14 protein-coding genes are annotated in these 13,653 nt (G+C 70.7%); 7 read left to right on the forward strand and 7 right to left on the reverse strand.

Translation table 11 applies throughout. From position 1 onward, the window contains the following. Positions 1–78: 78 nt before the first annotated feature. Together OO62_RS35655 and OO62_RS35660 are read right to left on the reverse strand one after the other, a co-directional pair. Positions 79–669: a TetR/AcrR family transcriptional regulator gene (locus OO62_RS35655; protein WP_033271884.1), complete on the reverse strand. Its 591-nt coding sequence runs from the start codon at positions 667–669 to the stop codon at positions 79–81. A gap of 2 nt (positions 670–671) precedes the next feature. Further along, positions 672–2,192 (reverse strand): 3-hydroxyacyl-CoA dehydrogenase, encoded by a 1,521-nt coding sequence (locus tag OO62_RS35660; protein ID WP_033271885.1) that lies wholly within the window; start codon positions 2,190–2,192, stop codon positions 672–674. Between the two features lie 147 nt (positions 2,193–2,339). Between OO62_RS35660 and paaN the strand changes: the two genes are divergently transcribed. After that, positions 2,340–4,022, forward strand: coding sequence for a phenylacetic acid degradation protein PaaN (gene paaN, locus OO62_RS35665; RefSeq protein WP_033271886.1), 1,683 nt, complete (start codon positions 2,340–2,342; stop codon positions 4,020–4,022). A 60-nt stretch (positions 4,023–4,082) separates the two neighbouring features. Here the strand turns inward: paaN and OO62_RS35670 are convergent, their stop codons facing one another. The 3 genes from OO62_RS35670 to OO62_RS35680 are packed head-to-tail and all read right to left on the reverse strand — an operon-like array spanning position 4,083 to position 6,825. After that, positions 4,083–4,757 (reverse strand): TrmH family RNA methyltransferase, encoded by a 675-nt coding sequence (locus tag OO62_RS35670; protein ID WP_033271887.1) that lies wholly within the window; start codon positions 4,755–4,757, stop codon positions 4,083–4,085. Then, entirely contained in the window at positions 4,754–6,157 is a 1,404-nt protein-coding gene (locus OO62_RS35675; RefSeq protein ID WP_033271888.1) for an HTTM domain-containing protein, read from the reverse strand. Before OO62_RS35675 ends, OO62_RS35670 begins: the two co-directional genes overlap by 4 nt. Continuing rightward, the gene (locus OO62_RS35680) at positions 6,154–6,825 is read right to left on the reverse strand and encodes a DUF5819 family protein (protein WP_033271889.1); all 672 of its coding nucleotides are present in this window, start codon (positions 6,823–6,825) and stop codon (positions 6,154–6,156) included. Before OO62_RS35680 ends, OO62_RS35675 begins: the two co-directional genes overlap by 4 nt. 166 nt (positions 6,826–6,991) lie before the next feature. Between OO62_RS35680 and paaA the strand changes: the two genes are divergently transcribed. From paaA to OO62_RS35710, 6 genes are all read left to right on the forward strand, one after another. Continuing rightward, positions 6,992–7,942 carry a 1,2-phenylacetyl-CoA epoxidase subunit PaaA gene (gene paaA, locus OO62_RS35685; RefSeq protein ID WP_033271890.1) on the forward strand — a complete coding sequence of 317 codons (951 nt, stop codon included), beginning with the start codon at positions 6,992–6,994 and terminating at the stop codon, positions 7,940–7,942. Beyond that, positions 7,939–8,277 carry a 1,2-phenylacetyl-CoA epoxidase subunit PaaB gene (gene paaB, locus OO62_RS35690; RefSeq protein ID WP_078617539.1) on the forward strand — a complete coding sequence of 113 codons (339 nt, stop codon included), beginning with the start codon at positions 7,939–7,941 and terminating at the stop codon, positions 8,275–8,277. The genes paaA and paaB overlap by 4 nt, the downstream gene beginning before the upstream one ends. Further along, complete coding sequence (paaC, locus tag OO62_RS35695; protein WP_033271895.1) at positions 8,277–8,993, forward strand: 1,2-phenylacetyl-CoA epoxidase subunit PaaC; 717 nt, start codon at positions 8,277–8,279, stop codon at positions 8,991–8,993. Before paaB ends, paaC begins: the two co-directional genes overlap by 1 nt. Next, positions 8,987–9,484, forward strand: a complete 498-nt coding sequence (gene paaD / locus OO62_RS35700) for a 1,2-phenylacetyl-CoA epoxidase subunit PaaD (protein ID WP_033271891.1) — start codon at positions 8,987–8,989, stop codon at positions 9,482–9,484. The genes paaC and paaD overlap by 7 nt, the downstream gene beginning before the upstream one ends. Continuing rightward, complete coding sequence (gene paaE / locus OO62_RS35705; protein WP_033271892.1) at positions 9,484–10,533, forward strand: 1,2-phenylacetyl-CoA epoxidase subunit PaaE; 1,050 nt, start codon at positions 9,484–9,486, stop codon at positions 10,531–10,533. The genes paaD and paaE overlap by 1 nt, the downstream gene beginning before the upstream one ends. A 277-nt stretch (positions 10,534–10,810) precedes the next feature. Beyond that, the gene (locus OO62_RS35710) at positions 10,811–11,944 is read left to right on the forward strand and encodes an acyl-CoA dehydrogenase family protein (RefSeq protein WP_033271893.1); all 1,134 of its coding nucleotides are present in this window, start codon (positions 10,811–10,813) and stop codon (positions 11,942–11,944) included. Between the two features lie 204 nt (positions 11,945–12,148). On the opposite strand, the gene OO62_RS35715 is transcribed toward OO62_RS35710, so the two are convergent. Together OO62_RS35715 and OO62_RS35720 are read right to left on the reverse strand one after the other, a co-directional pair. Then, positions 12,149–12,493, reverse strand: a complete 345-nt coding sequence (locus OO62_RS35715) for a rhodanese-like domain-containing protein (RefSeq protein WP_033271896.1) — start codon at positions 12,491–12,493, stop codon at positions 12,149–12,151. A gap of 10 nt (positions 12,494–12,503) precedes the next feature. Continuing rightward, entirely contained in the window at positions 12,504–13,544 is a 1,041-nt protein-coding gene (locus OO62_RS35720) for a J domain-containing protein (protein WP_077194798.1), read from the reverse strand. Positions 13,545–13,653 lie beyond the last annotated feature (109 nt).

Below are 13,653 nucleotides of genomic sequence, written 5' to 3' on the forward strand. Positions count from 1 at the left end.
ACCACAGAGATCTACACAGAGTAGATCGTCGGCAGCGTCAGATGTGTATAAGAGACAGCTCCCAGCGAACCCCGCCCCTCAGACCTTCCGCAGCCCCGCGAACGCCGTCCGCACCACGGCCTCGGCGACCTCGTCACGGCTGGCCGCGCCCCCGCGGCCCGGCCGGTACCACTCCACAATCGAGTTGATCATGCCGAAGAGCAGCCGGGTGGCGAGCCGGAGGTCCACGTCGTCCCGCAGATCACCATCGGCGGCGGCCTGCTTGAGGAGATCGGCGACCTCGTGGTCGAACTTCCGGCGGCGTTCCATGGCCCACCGCTCGGTGTCCGTGTTTCCGCGCACCCGCAACAGCAGTGTCACGTAAGGAAGTTCGTCCATCAGCACCTCGGCCACGCGCCGGGTGACGTACTCCAGCCGCTCGATGGCCCTCCCCTGGACGGCACCCGGTTCCTCCAGCACACCGAACAGGCCGTCCAGGGACCGGCTTATCGCGCGCCGCAGCAGCTCTTCCTTGCTGCGCACGTGGTGGTAGATCGAGGACTTCGAGATACCGGCCGCCTTGGAGAGGTGCTCCATGGACGTGCCGTCGTAGCCGCGCTCGATGAACACCTCGACGGCGACCGCGAGCAGCGAATCAGGCGTATAGGTGTCGCGCTTGGCCATGGTCATGATTAGAGCACCAATTCCTCGAGGTCCGCACGGCGCCGGAGCGCCCAGGACGGTACGTAGCGTGCGCCGGCGTGGTGGCGGTGCATCGAGTCCAGCAGGTCCCACACCCAGTGGGCGCCGAGCCGCTCGACCCACTCCATGGGGCCGCCGGGATAGTTCACCCCCAGCCGCATGGCTGTGTCGATGTCCTCGGGCGACGCGACCTCGCGGGCCGCCGCGTCCACGGCGAAGTCAATGATCATGGCGACGGTCCGGGCGATGATCATGCCTGGGACGTCCTCGATCACGCTGACCTGCTTGTCCAGCGCCTGGAACAGCCCGATCGCCTCCGCGAGGTCCTCCTCGGAGCAGCTGGCCGAGGCCGCGAGGGCGACCCGGGTGGCAGCCCGGTAGTCGAGCGAGAGATCGAAGCGGATGCACTTCTCGTACCCGACGCCCGTCGCCGGACAGCCGTTGGTCAGCGCGAGGCGCGCTCCTCCGGGGAGCCTGATGAAGCCCTCCGATTCCCCCGGTGTGTGGTCGGGGGTGACCTTGATGCCCGCCTCCTCGATCAGCTCCCGCAGCACCGCCGCGGGCCCGGGCAACCCCGCGTGTACGGCGACGGCCTCCGGGGCGGGCCGGGGCTCGGCGGTGCGCGGCTCGGGCCGGTGGGCGCCCTCGGCGTAGTCGAACCATCCGCGTCCCGTCTTGCGGCCGTGCAACCCCGACTCCACCAGCCGGCGCTGCGCCAGGGAGGGGGTGAACTTCGGGTCCTGGAAGAAGCCCTGCCACACGGAGTGGGTGACCGCCTCGTTCACGTCCTGCCCGATGAGGTCGGTCAGTTCGAACGGCCCCATCTTGAAGCCGGCGCCCTCGCGCAGCACGGCATCGATGGTGGCGGGGTCGGCGGTGCGCTCCTCGTAGGCGCGCAGTGCCTCGGCGTAGAAGGGGCGGGCGATGCGGTTGACGATGAAGCCGGGGGTGTCGGCGCAGCGCACCGGCTTCTTTCCCCAGGCCGCGGCGGTGTCGTACGCGGTGGTGGCGGCCGCCTCCTCGGTGGCGAAGCCGCTGATCACCTCGACCAGAGGGAGCAGCGGCGCGGGATTGAAGAAGTGCAGTCCCACGCAGCGGCCGGGATGGCGCAGCCGGCCGGCGACCGCGGTCACGGACAGCGAGGAGGTGTTGGTGGCCAGCAGGCAGTCGGCCGTCACGACGTCCTCCAGGGCCGCGAAGAGCTCCTGTTTGGCGGGGAGTTGTTCCAGGATCGCCTCGACGACCAGCGCGGCGTCGGCGAGCTCTACGAGGTCGGCGGCGGGGGAGAGGCGCGCACGGGCGGCGTCCCGCTGCTCCGCCGGAATCCGGCCTTTCTCCACGAGCCGGTCCAGCCGTCCGGCGATCGCCTCGGTCGCCTGCTGGGCGCGCCCGGGGGCGGTGTCGTAGAGGCGTACGCGATGGCCGGCGACCAGCGCCACCTGCGCGATGCCCTGTCCCATGGTGCCGGTGCCCACCACTGCCACGGTGCTGCTGGTCCCGAGTGCCGTCATGCCAGCTGATCCTCCCCGTCCGACTTTTCCACAGGCTGGCCGGACCCTCTTGCCCCGACCGATCGTTCGGTTACTCTAACTCTGTTGCCCTGTCCACTCCCAGCCCTTATCCACCCTCCGCCCGGCTCGACGAGGAGTTGGTCATCGATGGCCGCCGAAATGACCGCAGCGCAGTTGATCGAGAAGCACCGCCCGACTCTCGACCAGGCGCTGGAGGCGATCCGCACCCGCGCGTACTGGTCCCCGCACCCCGAGCACCCGAAGGCGTACGGCGAGAGCGCCGCGCCCGACGGCCTGGCCGCGTTCGAGGCACTGCGAGGCAAGCGCTTCGAGCTCGACCAGCCCGGTACGGACGACTGGGCGGGCGAGGAAGTGTCGCCCTACGGACCGGATTTGGGCATCAGCTATCCCCACCCGGATGTGGACGTGCTGCTGCCGGCGATGCGCTCCGCGCTCCCCGCCTGGCGGGACGCGGGCCCGGAGACGCGCGCGGCGGTGTGCCTGGAGATCCTGTCGCGGATCAGCGCCCGCACCCATGAGTTCGCGCAGGCCGTGATGCACACCAGCGGGCAGGCGTTCATGATGGCGTTCCAGGCGGGTGGGCCGCACGCCCAGGACCGCGGCCTGGAGGCGGTGGCGTACGCGTACGCCGAGCAGGTGCGCACCCCGGGGCAGGCGCCGTGGTCCAAGCCGCAGGGCAAGCGCGACCCGCTGGAGCTGACCAAGAGCTTCACGGCCGTACCGCGCGGCATCGCCCTGATGATCGGCTGCAACACCTTCCCGACCTGGAACGGCTACCCGGGACTGTTCGCCTCTCTGGCGACCGGCAACCCGGTGCTGGTCAAGCCGCATCCGCGGGCCGTCCTGCCCCTGGCGCTGACCGTCAAGGTGGCCCGCGAGGTACTCGACGACGCCGGCTTCCCCGCCGATCTGGTGTGCCTGGCCGTGGACAAGCCCGGTGAGGGCCTGGCCAAGACGCTGGCCGTCCGCCCCGAGGTCCGGATCATCGACTACACCGGCTCGACCGCTTTCGGCGACTGGCTGGAGACGCACGCCCGGCAGGCGCAGGTCTTCACGGAGAAGGCCGGGGTCAACACCGTCGTCATCGACTCCACCGATGACTACAAGGGCATGCTCAGCAACCTCGCCTTCTCGCTGTCCCTCTACAGCGGCCAGATGTGCACCACCCCGCAGAACCTGCTGATCCCCCGCGGGGGCATCACGACGGACGCCGGACCGAAGTCGTACGACGAGGTCGTCAGCGATCTCGCCGGCGCGGTCAGTGGTCTGCTGGGCGATGACGCGCGTGCCAACGCGCTCCTGGGCGCGATCGTCAATCCGCAGGTCAAGGAGCGGATCGAGGCCGCCGCCGGGCTGGGCGAGGTGGCGCTGGCCTCTCGCGAGGTGGCCAATCCCGAGTTCCCCGGGGCCACGGTCCGTACGCCGGTGATCGTCAAGCTGGACGGCGCCAAGCCGGACTCCGAGGCGGCGTACCTGTCGGAGTGCTTCGGCCCGGTGTCCTTCGCGGTGGCTGTGGACACGGCGGCCGACGCGGTGGATCTGCTGCGGCGCACGGTCCGCGAGAAGGGAGCCATGACGGTCGGCGCGTACACCACCTCCACCGAGGTGGAGCAACTGGTCGAGGACGCCTGCCTGGAGGAGTGCGCCCAGCTGTCGCTGAACCTGACCGGCGGCGTCTATGTGAACCAGACCGCGGCGTTCTCGGACTTCCACGGCTCCGGTGGCAACCCCGCGGCCAATGCGGCGCTCTGCGACGGCGCGTTCGTGGCGAACCGCTTCCGGACGGTGGAGGTGCGACGGCAGGCGTGACCGGGCTGAGCGCGGGCCCGGGAGGCTTTCCCGGGCCCGGCGGACGGGCCGTGGCGCCCGTCAGACGGCCTCCGGGCCCTCGATCCGGGCGTGCCGCCCGATCCAGGCGTGCATGGCGACGGCGGCAGCGGCCCCTGCGTTGATCGAGCGGGTCGAGCCGAACTGCGCGATCGAGCAGACCAGCGAGGCGTGCCGGCGTGCCTCCTCGGTCAGGCCCGGCCCTTCCTGCCCGAAGAGCAGCACACAGCGTCGCGGCAGCGCTGTCGTCTCCAGCGGCACGGAGCCGGGGAGGTTGTCGATCCCGATGATCGGCAGCCCCTCGGCCGTGGCCCAGGCTGTGAGGTCCGCGGTGTCCGGGTGGTGGCGGACGTGCTGATAGCGGTCGGTCACCATCGCGCCACGGCGGTTCCAGCGGCGCTGCCCGACGATGTGCACCTCCTTGGCCAGGAAGGCGTTCGCGGTCCTGACGACCGAGCCGATGTTGAAGTCGTGGCCCCAGTTCTCGACGGCCACGTGGAAGTCGTGGCGCCGGGTGTCGAGGTCCGCGACGATCGCCTCGCGCGTCCAGTAGCGATACCGGTCGACGACGTTGCGGCGGTCGCCGTGCGCGAGCAGCTCGGGGTCGTAGTGGGCGCCCTGCGGCCAGGGCTCCGGGTGCGGACCGACACCGATCCGGGTCCCGTAGCCCTCGTCGTACTGGAGGGGCTCGTCAGGGGCGGTTTTCTCGCTGCTCACCCCACGAGCGTATGGCCACCGCCGGAGTGGTCGGTACGGGCCTCCGGCTCACCGCCCCCGGCCGCACCGTCCGCAGTGGCCGTCCCGCCCCGCGAGAAGAGGCGTTCACGCAGGCCGGAGACGTGTCCGGAAAGCCAGGTCAGGAAGTTCGTGGGCAGGAAGACCGCATCCGCCGCGATCATCGCGAGCGAGAAGAACGGCAGGCCCAGCAGGATCGCGATCGAGAGGTGCTCACAGATCATCACGACCAGGAGCACGTTCTTCAGCCGCCGGTTGAACAGCGTGAACGGGAAGGCGACCTGGACGATCACCGTGCCGTAGGTGATCAGCATGATCATCACGCCGTTGCTGCCGAGCAGCTGTGACAGCGCGGGCCAGGGGGAGAAGTAGTCCAGGTGCATCGGGTAGAAGACAGCGGTGCCGTCCTGCCAGCGGGTGCCCTGGATCTTGTACCAGCCGGCGGTGGCGTAGATCAGGCAGACCTCCACCATGATCACCAGCAGGGCGCCGTTGTGGGCGAGCTTCGCGAGGGTGTCCAGCACGACGCGCGGTTCCCCGGGGGCGTGCCGCTGCACCGCCCACCACAGGCCGTGCGTGGCCCACAGGCCCCACAGCACCAGGCTCCAGCCGATGTGCGGGAACGGGCCGTGCCCGAACCAGGTGAGGCCGTGGCCGCCGCTGAGCTGGGCGACGGCCAGGCCGAGGCCCAGCACGGCCCACAGGACGACACCGGTCAGGTCACGGCCCGGAGCGGCCGTCCCGGCAGCCTCGGCCCGCTTGGCACGGCGCGCGTCGAGCGACCAGACCTGCCCGCACCGGGTCAGCACGAGATACATCGACATCAGGTGGATGACGTTGTCGCCGCCGTCCCCTATGAAGATGCTGCGGTTCTGCAGCGAGATCACGCCGAGCATGAAGAGCACCGACATGGTGCGGGTGCGCCAGCCGAGCATCAGCCCGGCGGCGGCCAGGATGGCCACGAAGTAGACGAACTCGAACCATCCCCGGCTCCCGGACCACAGCAGCACGGAGAAGGCGTGGTTGGTGTCCAGGAGCTGGCGCGCCATGTCCGTGCTCCACGGCCCTTCGGGCCCGTAGAGATTCGCCCGGTTGGGCCACTCACGCAGCAGGAACAGCAGCCAGGTCGCCGAGAAGCCGATCCGGATCACGGCGGTCTGGTACGGCGCCAGCGCCCGCCCGGTGGCGCGCCCGAAGCCCCGCCCGATGGCGCGCTCGATACGGGTCTCCTCGTAGGGGGCGGCGGGAGACGTGGCGGGTGTCTGGGGCGCCTCGGGCTCCTGAGATGCCTGCGCCTGCTGTGGCACGTCGGTCGGCTCCGTGGTCTGCGGCGGGGGTGCGCTCTGTGTGCGCGGCGGCTGCTGCGGCGTCGGTGACGTCACTGGATCTTCGCCCCCTCGGGCACGTCGGCTGCGGTGACCTGCCACCAGGGCAGCACTCGGTACACGGGCCTGTTGCTGATCTTCTCGGTGCTCCACGGCGGCGGGCTGACCGGCGTCGTCTGCGAACGGACCTGCACCCGGTCGATCCGGCCACCGGCCCGCGTCCACTCCTCGCTCATCCGGAGCATCACGATCCGCCGGATGTAGCGCTCGGCCATCTCGCCGCGCAGGCCGAGCGGACGGTTCTGCGCGTTGTGGGAGTTGACGAAGAGCTCCCAGCCTCGCCGCAGCTGGTTCTGCTGGGTGTGGCTGGGCAACGGGTTGTGCAGGATGGCCTGGCCGTCGCGGGCGGTCAGATCGGTCCACCCGGTGGTCCGCGAGGTCCCGTCCTCGGTGCGCAGCTGCGCGCGGACCTGGACCGCGATGTTCTGCTGCAGCGGATTGGGCGCGAACAGCTTCCAGTTCTGTTCGTACTCGGGATACACGTACTCGCTGATCAGGTCGCCCTGCTGTTTGCTGAGCGTGTTCGACGGCGCGACGTGCAGGAACATCATCGCGAGATGGATCGCGACGATGACGGCGACGGCACAGGCCGCCACTCCTATGACGATCCGCGAGGGCAGCGAGAGCGCGGCCAGTGGCCGCGTTTCGTCCCCGTATGACTGCATTCCCGCCCCGTTCCCAGAATCCATGCGGCCAACCCCGCTCCGGAACCGTACCTACGCGCCGCACCGGGCACACCCTCACCCGGGTTATCCACAGGCTTGACACCCGCGGTCCGCCCACTCACCATTGAACCGAACGATCGGTCGGTCGGGAGCGAGGGGGCACCACATGACGACGATCGCGCCGGAGGAGACGGCCCACGAGGCCGTGTTCGACGCCACCGTTGCCGCGGACGAGCGCATCGAGCCGCGGGACTGGATGCCGGACGCCTACCGCTCGACGCTCGTACGCCAGATAGCGCAGCACGCACACTCCGAGATCATCGGCATGCAGCCGGAGGGCAACTGGATCACCCGCGCGCCGTCACTGCGCCGCAAGGCGATCCTGCTGGCGAAGGTCCAGGACGAGGCCGGCCACGGCCTGTATCTCTACAGCGCCGCCGAGACCCTGGGCACGAGCCGCGACGAGCTGCTCGACAAGCTCCACTCCGGCCGCCAGAAGTACTCCTCGATCTTCAACTACCCCACGCTGACCTGGGCCGACGTCGGCGCCGTCGGATGGCTGGTGGACGGCGCGGCGATCACGAACCAGGTCCCGCTGTGCCGCTGCTCCTACGGCCCCTACGCCCGCGCGATGGTCCGCATCTGCAAGGAGGAGTCCTTCCACCAGCGGCAGGGCTACGAACTCCTGCTGCACCTCAGCCGTGGCACCGAAGCCCAGCACGCCATGGCGCAGGACGCGGTGAACCGCTGGTGGTGGCCGTCCCTCATGATGTTCGGCCCGCCGGACGACGAGTCGTCGCACTCCGCCCAGTCCATGGCCTGGAAGATCAAGCGGCACTCCAACGACGAGCTGCGCCAGCGCTTCGTGGACATCTGCGTCCCCCAGGCCGAAGCCCTCGGCCTCACGCTCCCCGACCCCGACCTGACGTGGAACGAGGAACGGGGCCACTGGGACTTCGGCCCGATCGACTGGACCGAGTTCCGCGAGGTCCTCAAGGGCAACGGCCCCTGCAACGACCAGCGGATCAGCCAACGCCGACGGGCACACGAGGAAGGCGCCTGGGTGCGCGAGGCAGCCGCCGCACACGCGGCCAAGCACGGGAAGGCCGTCCGATGACGACACCACGCCCCACCGAAGGCACCGCGACCGCCGGGGAAACGACCACCCGGCCCACGGACTGGCCGCTGTGGGAGGTCTTCGTGCGCAGCCGTCGCGGCCTGTCGCACACCCACGCCGGCAGCCTCCACGCACCGGACGCCGAGATGGCGCTGCGCAACGCCCGCGATCTCTACACCCGCCGCTCGGAGGGCGTCTCGATATGGGTGGTGCCCTCCACCCAGGTCACCGCCTCCTCACCGGACGAGAAGGACTCCTTCTTCGAGCCGGCCGGCGACAAGCCCTACCGTCACCCGACCTTCTACGAGATCCCGGACGGGGTGCATCACCTTTGATCAACGTCACGGCCACCCCGGCCCTGCCCCTCGGGGACGACGCCCTGATCCTCTCCCACCGCCTGGGCGAGTGGGCCGGGCACGCCCCGGTCCTGGAGGAGGAGGTCGCGCTGGCCAACATCGCGCTGGACCTGCTCGGCCAGGCCCGGGTCCTGCTGTCCCTGGCCGGCGACGAGGACGAACTGGCGTACCTCCGCGAGGAGCGGCAGTTCCGCAATCTCCAGCTGGTCGAGCAGCCCAACGGCGACTTCGCCCACACCATCGCCCGGCAGCTCTACTTCTCCACCTACCAAGAGCTGCTGTTCGAGCACCTCGCCGCCGGTGAGAGCGAGTTGGCACCGCTGGCCGGGAAGGCCGTCAAGGAGGTCGCCTACCACCGCGACCACGCCGAGCAGTGGACGATACGGCTGGGCGACGGCACCGACGAGAGCCACACCCGCATGCAGCGCGCCCTGGACACCCTCTGGGGCTTCACCGGCGAGATGTTCGAGCCGGTCGACGGCCTGGAAGCGGTGTCCTGGGCAACCCTCCACGACGCCTGGACGACCCGCGTCACCGCCATCCTGGGCCAGGCCACGCTCACCATCCCGGAAGGCCCCCAGCGCGGGGCCTGGACAGCGGGCGCGGGCCGCCAGGGCATCCACACCGAACCGTTCGGACGGCTGCTCGCCGAGATGCAGCACCTCCACCGCAGCCACCCGGGAGCGACATGGTGACCACCACCGCCCTCGAAGCGGAACTGCTGGCGCTCGCCGGCTCCGTTCCCGACCCCGAGCTGCCCGTTCTCACCCTCGCGGAGCTCGGCGTGGTGCGCGAGGTGCGGATGACTGCGCCGCACCGCGTCGAGGTCGACCTGACGCCGACGTACACCGGCTGCCCCGCCATCGAGGCGATGTCCGCCGACATAGAGCGCGTGCTGCACGACCACGGCATCCCGGAGGTCGAGGTCCGTACGGTCCTCAGCCCCCCGTGGAGCACCGACGCGATCACCGCCGAAGGCCGCCGCAAGCTCGCCGAATTCGGGATCGCGCCCCCGCGCCCCACCGGGCCGGCCGGCGGACCGGTCACCGTCGACCTCACCATCCGCTGCCCGCACTGCGGATCGACCGACACCACCCTGCTCAGCCGGTTCTCCTCCACGGCCTGCAAGGCACTTCGCCGCTGCGAGTCCTGCCGCGAACCCTTCGACCACTTCAAGGAGTTGTGATGTTCCACCCGCTCCAGGTGCGGGAGATCGAGCGGCTCACGGACGATGCGGTGGCCGTCACCTTCGCGGTCCCGCACGAGCTGCGCGAAACCTTCCGGCACACCCCCGGGCAGCACATCGCACTGCGCAGAACGGTCGACGGCCAGGAGATCCGCCGTACGTACTCCATCTGCACCCCGGCCACCGACGAGCCCGTGCTGCGTGTGGGCATCCGCCTGGTCGAGGACGGCGCCTTCTCGACGTACGCGCTCAAGGAACTGGCTGTCGGCGACACGGTGGAGGTGATGGCACCGGCCGGCCGCTTCACCCTCGCGCCGCGCCCCGGCCACTTCGTCGGAATCGTCGGCGGCAGCGGCATCACCCCCGTACTGTCCATCGCCGCCACCCTGCTCGCCCAGCAGCCGGACGCCCGCTTCTGCCTCATCCGCAGCGACCGCACGGCGGCCTCGACGATGTTCCTGGAGGAGGTGGCCGACCTCAAGGACCGCTTCCCCGACCGCTTCCAGCTCATCCACACCCTCTCCCGCGAGGAGCAGCAAGCCGGCCTGCCCTCCGGCCGACTGGACGAGCCCCGGCTCCGCTCGCTCCTGCCGGCCCTACTGAAGATCGACTCCGTCGACGGCTGGTACCTCTGCGGCCCCTACGGGCTGGTCCAGGGCGCCGAGCGCGCGCTGCGCGCCCTGGAGGTGCCCCGCCACCGCATCCACGAAGAGATCTTCCACATAGACAACGGGGCGGGCGGCGCGAGCGTCCCGGCTGCCGCCACCCCCGCACACAGCACGGTGACCGCCACCCTCGACGGCCGCTCCGGCACCTGGCCGGTCCACAACGGCGAGGCCCTGCTCGATGCGGTGCTCCGCAACCGCGCGGACGCCCCGTACGCCTGCAAGGGCGGGGTCTGCGGCACCTGCCGCGCCTTCCTGGTCTCCGGCGAGGTCCGCATGGACCGGAACTTCGCCCTGGAGTCCGACGAGGTCGACGCCGGTTACGTCCTGGCCTGCCAGTCCCACCCGGCTACGGAGAAGGTCGAGCTGGACTTCGACCGTTAGCGGGCGGGAAGTGGAGGGCCGGCTGGCGGCTGCTGAGACCGGCCTGGCGCCCGGAAGGCCGGCAGGTCGGCAGGTCGGCAAGTCGGGTCGGCCGCCGCCCCTCACTTCCCCCCGCACCCCGTACGCCGTTGCGCCCTTGCGCCTACCGCAGCCACCTCGCCCCCGGCCCCGCGGGCTCTCTCCGTCACCTTTCACCACCGCCGCCATTCCCAATTCCTGCAACCTGTTCTACCTTGACGCATCGTCAGATGAAGGCGCCGCGCGGGAGGACAGACCAGTGGACTTCACCTTCACCGAGGAGCAGCAGGCCGCCGTCGAAGCGGCAAGGGCCGTCTTCTCGGGGGTCGTTCCGGACAGCGTGCCCAGCCCCGCACTCACCCCAGGGGCGGTCGCCGAGGACTTCGACCGCGCCCTGTGGCACAAGCTCGCCGACACCGATCTGCTGAGCCTCCTCATCGCGCCCGAGCACGGCGGCGCGGGCCTGGACCCGATCGCGCTCTGCCTCGTACTGCGCGAATCGGCCAAGGTGCTGGCGCGCGTACCGCTGCTGGAGTCCGGCGCCGCCGCGCTCACCATCCAGCAGTACGCGACCGAGGCGCTGCGAGCGGAGGTGCTGCCCGGCATCGCCGGCGGGGAGCTCGTCGTCACCGTCGCCGCGACCGGCCGCACCGGCCACGAACCGGCCGAACGCGCCGTGGCAGCCCACCGGGACGGCAGCGACTGGCTCCTCACCGGCACCCAGACCGCCGTCCCCTGGGCCGCGACGGCGGACCGGATCCTGCTGCCCGCCCACGCCACGGACGGCCACGCCGTAGTCGCCCTCGTCCCGCGCACGCACCCCGGCGTCACGCTCGACGACCAGGTCTCCACCAGCGGCGAACGACTCGCCGAGGTCCGACTGGACGGCGTACGGCTCAGCAGCCGCGAGGTGATCGCCGACCCTGCCGCCTGGGAGTCGCTGCGCAACGTTCTGACCACCGGCACCTGCGCGCTCGCCCTCGGTCTCGGCGAACGCGTACTGGCGCTGACCAGCGACTACACCAGCAAACGCGAACAGTTCGGATTCCCGGTGGCCACCTTCCAGGCCGTCGCCGTCCAGGCCGCCGACCGCTTCATCGACCTACGCGCCATGGAGGCCACGCTCTGGCAGGCCGCCTGGCGCATCACCACCGACACCCCCGGCCCGCTACCGCCCGCCGGAGACATCGCGGTCGCCAAGATCTGGGCCTCCGAGGGCGTACGCCGCGTCGTCCAGACCGCGCAGCATCTGCACGGCGGCTTCGGCGCCGACACGGACTACGTCCTGCACCGCTACCACGCCTGGGCCAAACAGCTCGAACTCTCACTGGGCCCGGCCGCCGCCCACGAGGAAGCGCTCGGCGACCTGTTGGCCGCCCACCCGCTGGGGTGAGCGGGGCGCTTGCGGTGTGGAGGGGCAGCACTACGGGCGCGGAGTGCGACTGAATGACTCAGTGACGTGCCCATGCCCATGTCCATGGCTGGTGGCCCGTGGGCTGCGGCAGTCGGTCCGGATCAGCAAGTTCAGCAGACCAAGAGTTCTCACCCGATGCCCGGCCCGTGATCCCAGGGCCAGGCCCGTGAGCCCGGCGCCCGGCTAGACGACCGTCCCGGAGCCGCCCTTGCCATCCGTAACCGGGCGGCCGGCGGCCTCCCATGCCTGCATACCGCCCGCGACGTTCACCGCATCGATGCCCTGCTGGAGCAGATACTGCGCCACCTGCGCCGAACGCCCGCCGACCCGGCACAGCACATACACCTTGCCGCTCTCGGGCGCCGCGTCCGTCAACTCGCCGTAGCGAGCGACGAATTCGCTCATCGGAATGTGCAGCGCACCCTCGGCGTGCCCCGCCTCCCACTCGTCGTCCTCGCGCACGTCCAGAAGGAAGTCCTCGGACGAGAGCGCATCGACAGCGACGGTGGGTACAGAACCAAATTGCATAGTCACGACGCTACCCGACCAGCTGCTCGAGGTGAGCCTCGCGCTCGGCGACATCGGCGAGCAGCTTCTCGGCGATCTCGTCCAGCAGCGCGTCCGGGTCCTCCGGCGCCATCTTGATCATCGCGCCGATCGCGCTCTCCTCCAGCTCGGCGGCGACGGCGGCCAGCAGCTCCTTGCGCTGGGCCAGCCACTCCAGCCGGGCGTAGAGCTCCTCACTCTCGCTGAGTCGCTCCTCGACCGGCGCGGGACCGGCCTCCCATTCCTGCGCCAGCCTGCGCAGCGCCGCCTCGTCCCCCTGGCTGTACGCCCTGTTGACCCGTGCGATGAACTCGTCCCGCCGTGCCCGCTCGGCATCGTCCCGGGCGAGGTCGGGGTGGGCCTTGCGGACCAGCTCGCGGTACGCCTTGCGGGCCTCCTCACTGGGCCGCACCTTCTGCGGCGGCTGCACCGACTGCTCGGTCAGCATCGCCTGCGCCTCCGGGAAGATCCCCTCCGACCCCATCCAGCCGTGGAACAACTCCTCCACCTCCGGCATCGGCAGCACCGCTGCCCGCGCTTCCCGCGCCTTCCGGATGTCCTCGGGGTCGCCGGTCCGCGCCGCAATCGCCTCGGCGATCTGGGCATCCAGCTCGTCCAGCCGCGCGTACATGGGGCCGAGCCGCTGGTGGTGCAGCCGGGAGAAGTTCTCGACCTCGACCCGGAAGGTCTCCACCGCGATCTCGAACTCGATCAGCGCCTGCTCCGCGGCCCGTACCGCCTTCGCCAGCCGCCGGGTCCCCTCGTCCTGACGCGCGCCGTCCCCTGCATCCCGCTGACCAGCGTCACCGTCACCGGCATCGGCATCGGGCTGACCGGCATCGGGCTGACCAGCGTCTACCTGGCCGTCGTCGCGGTGACCGGTGTCGCGGTGACCGCTGTCGGCTCCGCTCGCTGTGCCCTGCCCCCCACCGCGGGCGTCGGGTGCCTGCGTGCCGCCCTGGGCACCCGAGGTGCCCGGTACGTCCGCTCCGTGCTGGCCGTCCTGCGCGTTCTCCGCGTGCGAGTTCGTCACCCGGTCAGCGTACGGCCCATGCGGGCTGTGGCTCTCGGTCGCCATGCGCCATCGCTTTCCTGCTTCCCCTCCCCCCCGGGGGCCCTCCCCCCACCCACCCACCTCCACC

Source organism: Streptomyces lydicus (assembly GCF_000717345.1).
Lineage (GTDB): Bacteria > Actinomycetota > Actinomycetes > Streptomycetales > Streptomycetaceae > Streptomyces > Streptomyces lydicus.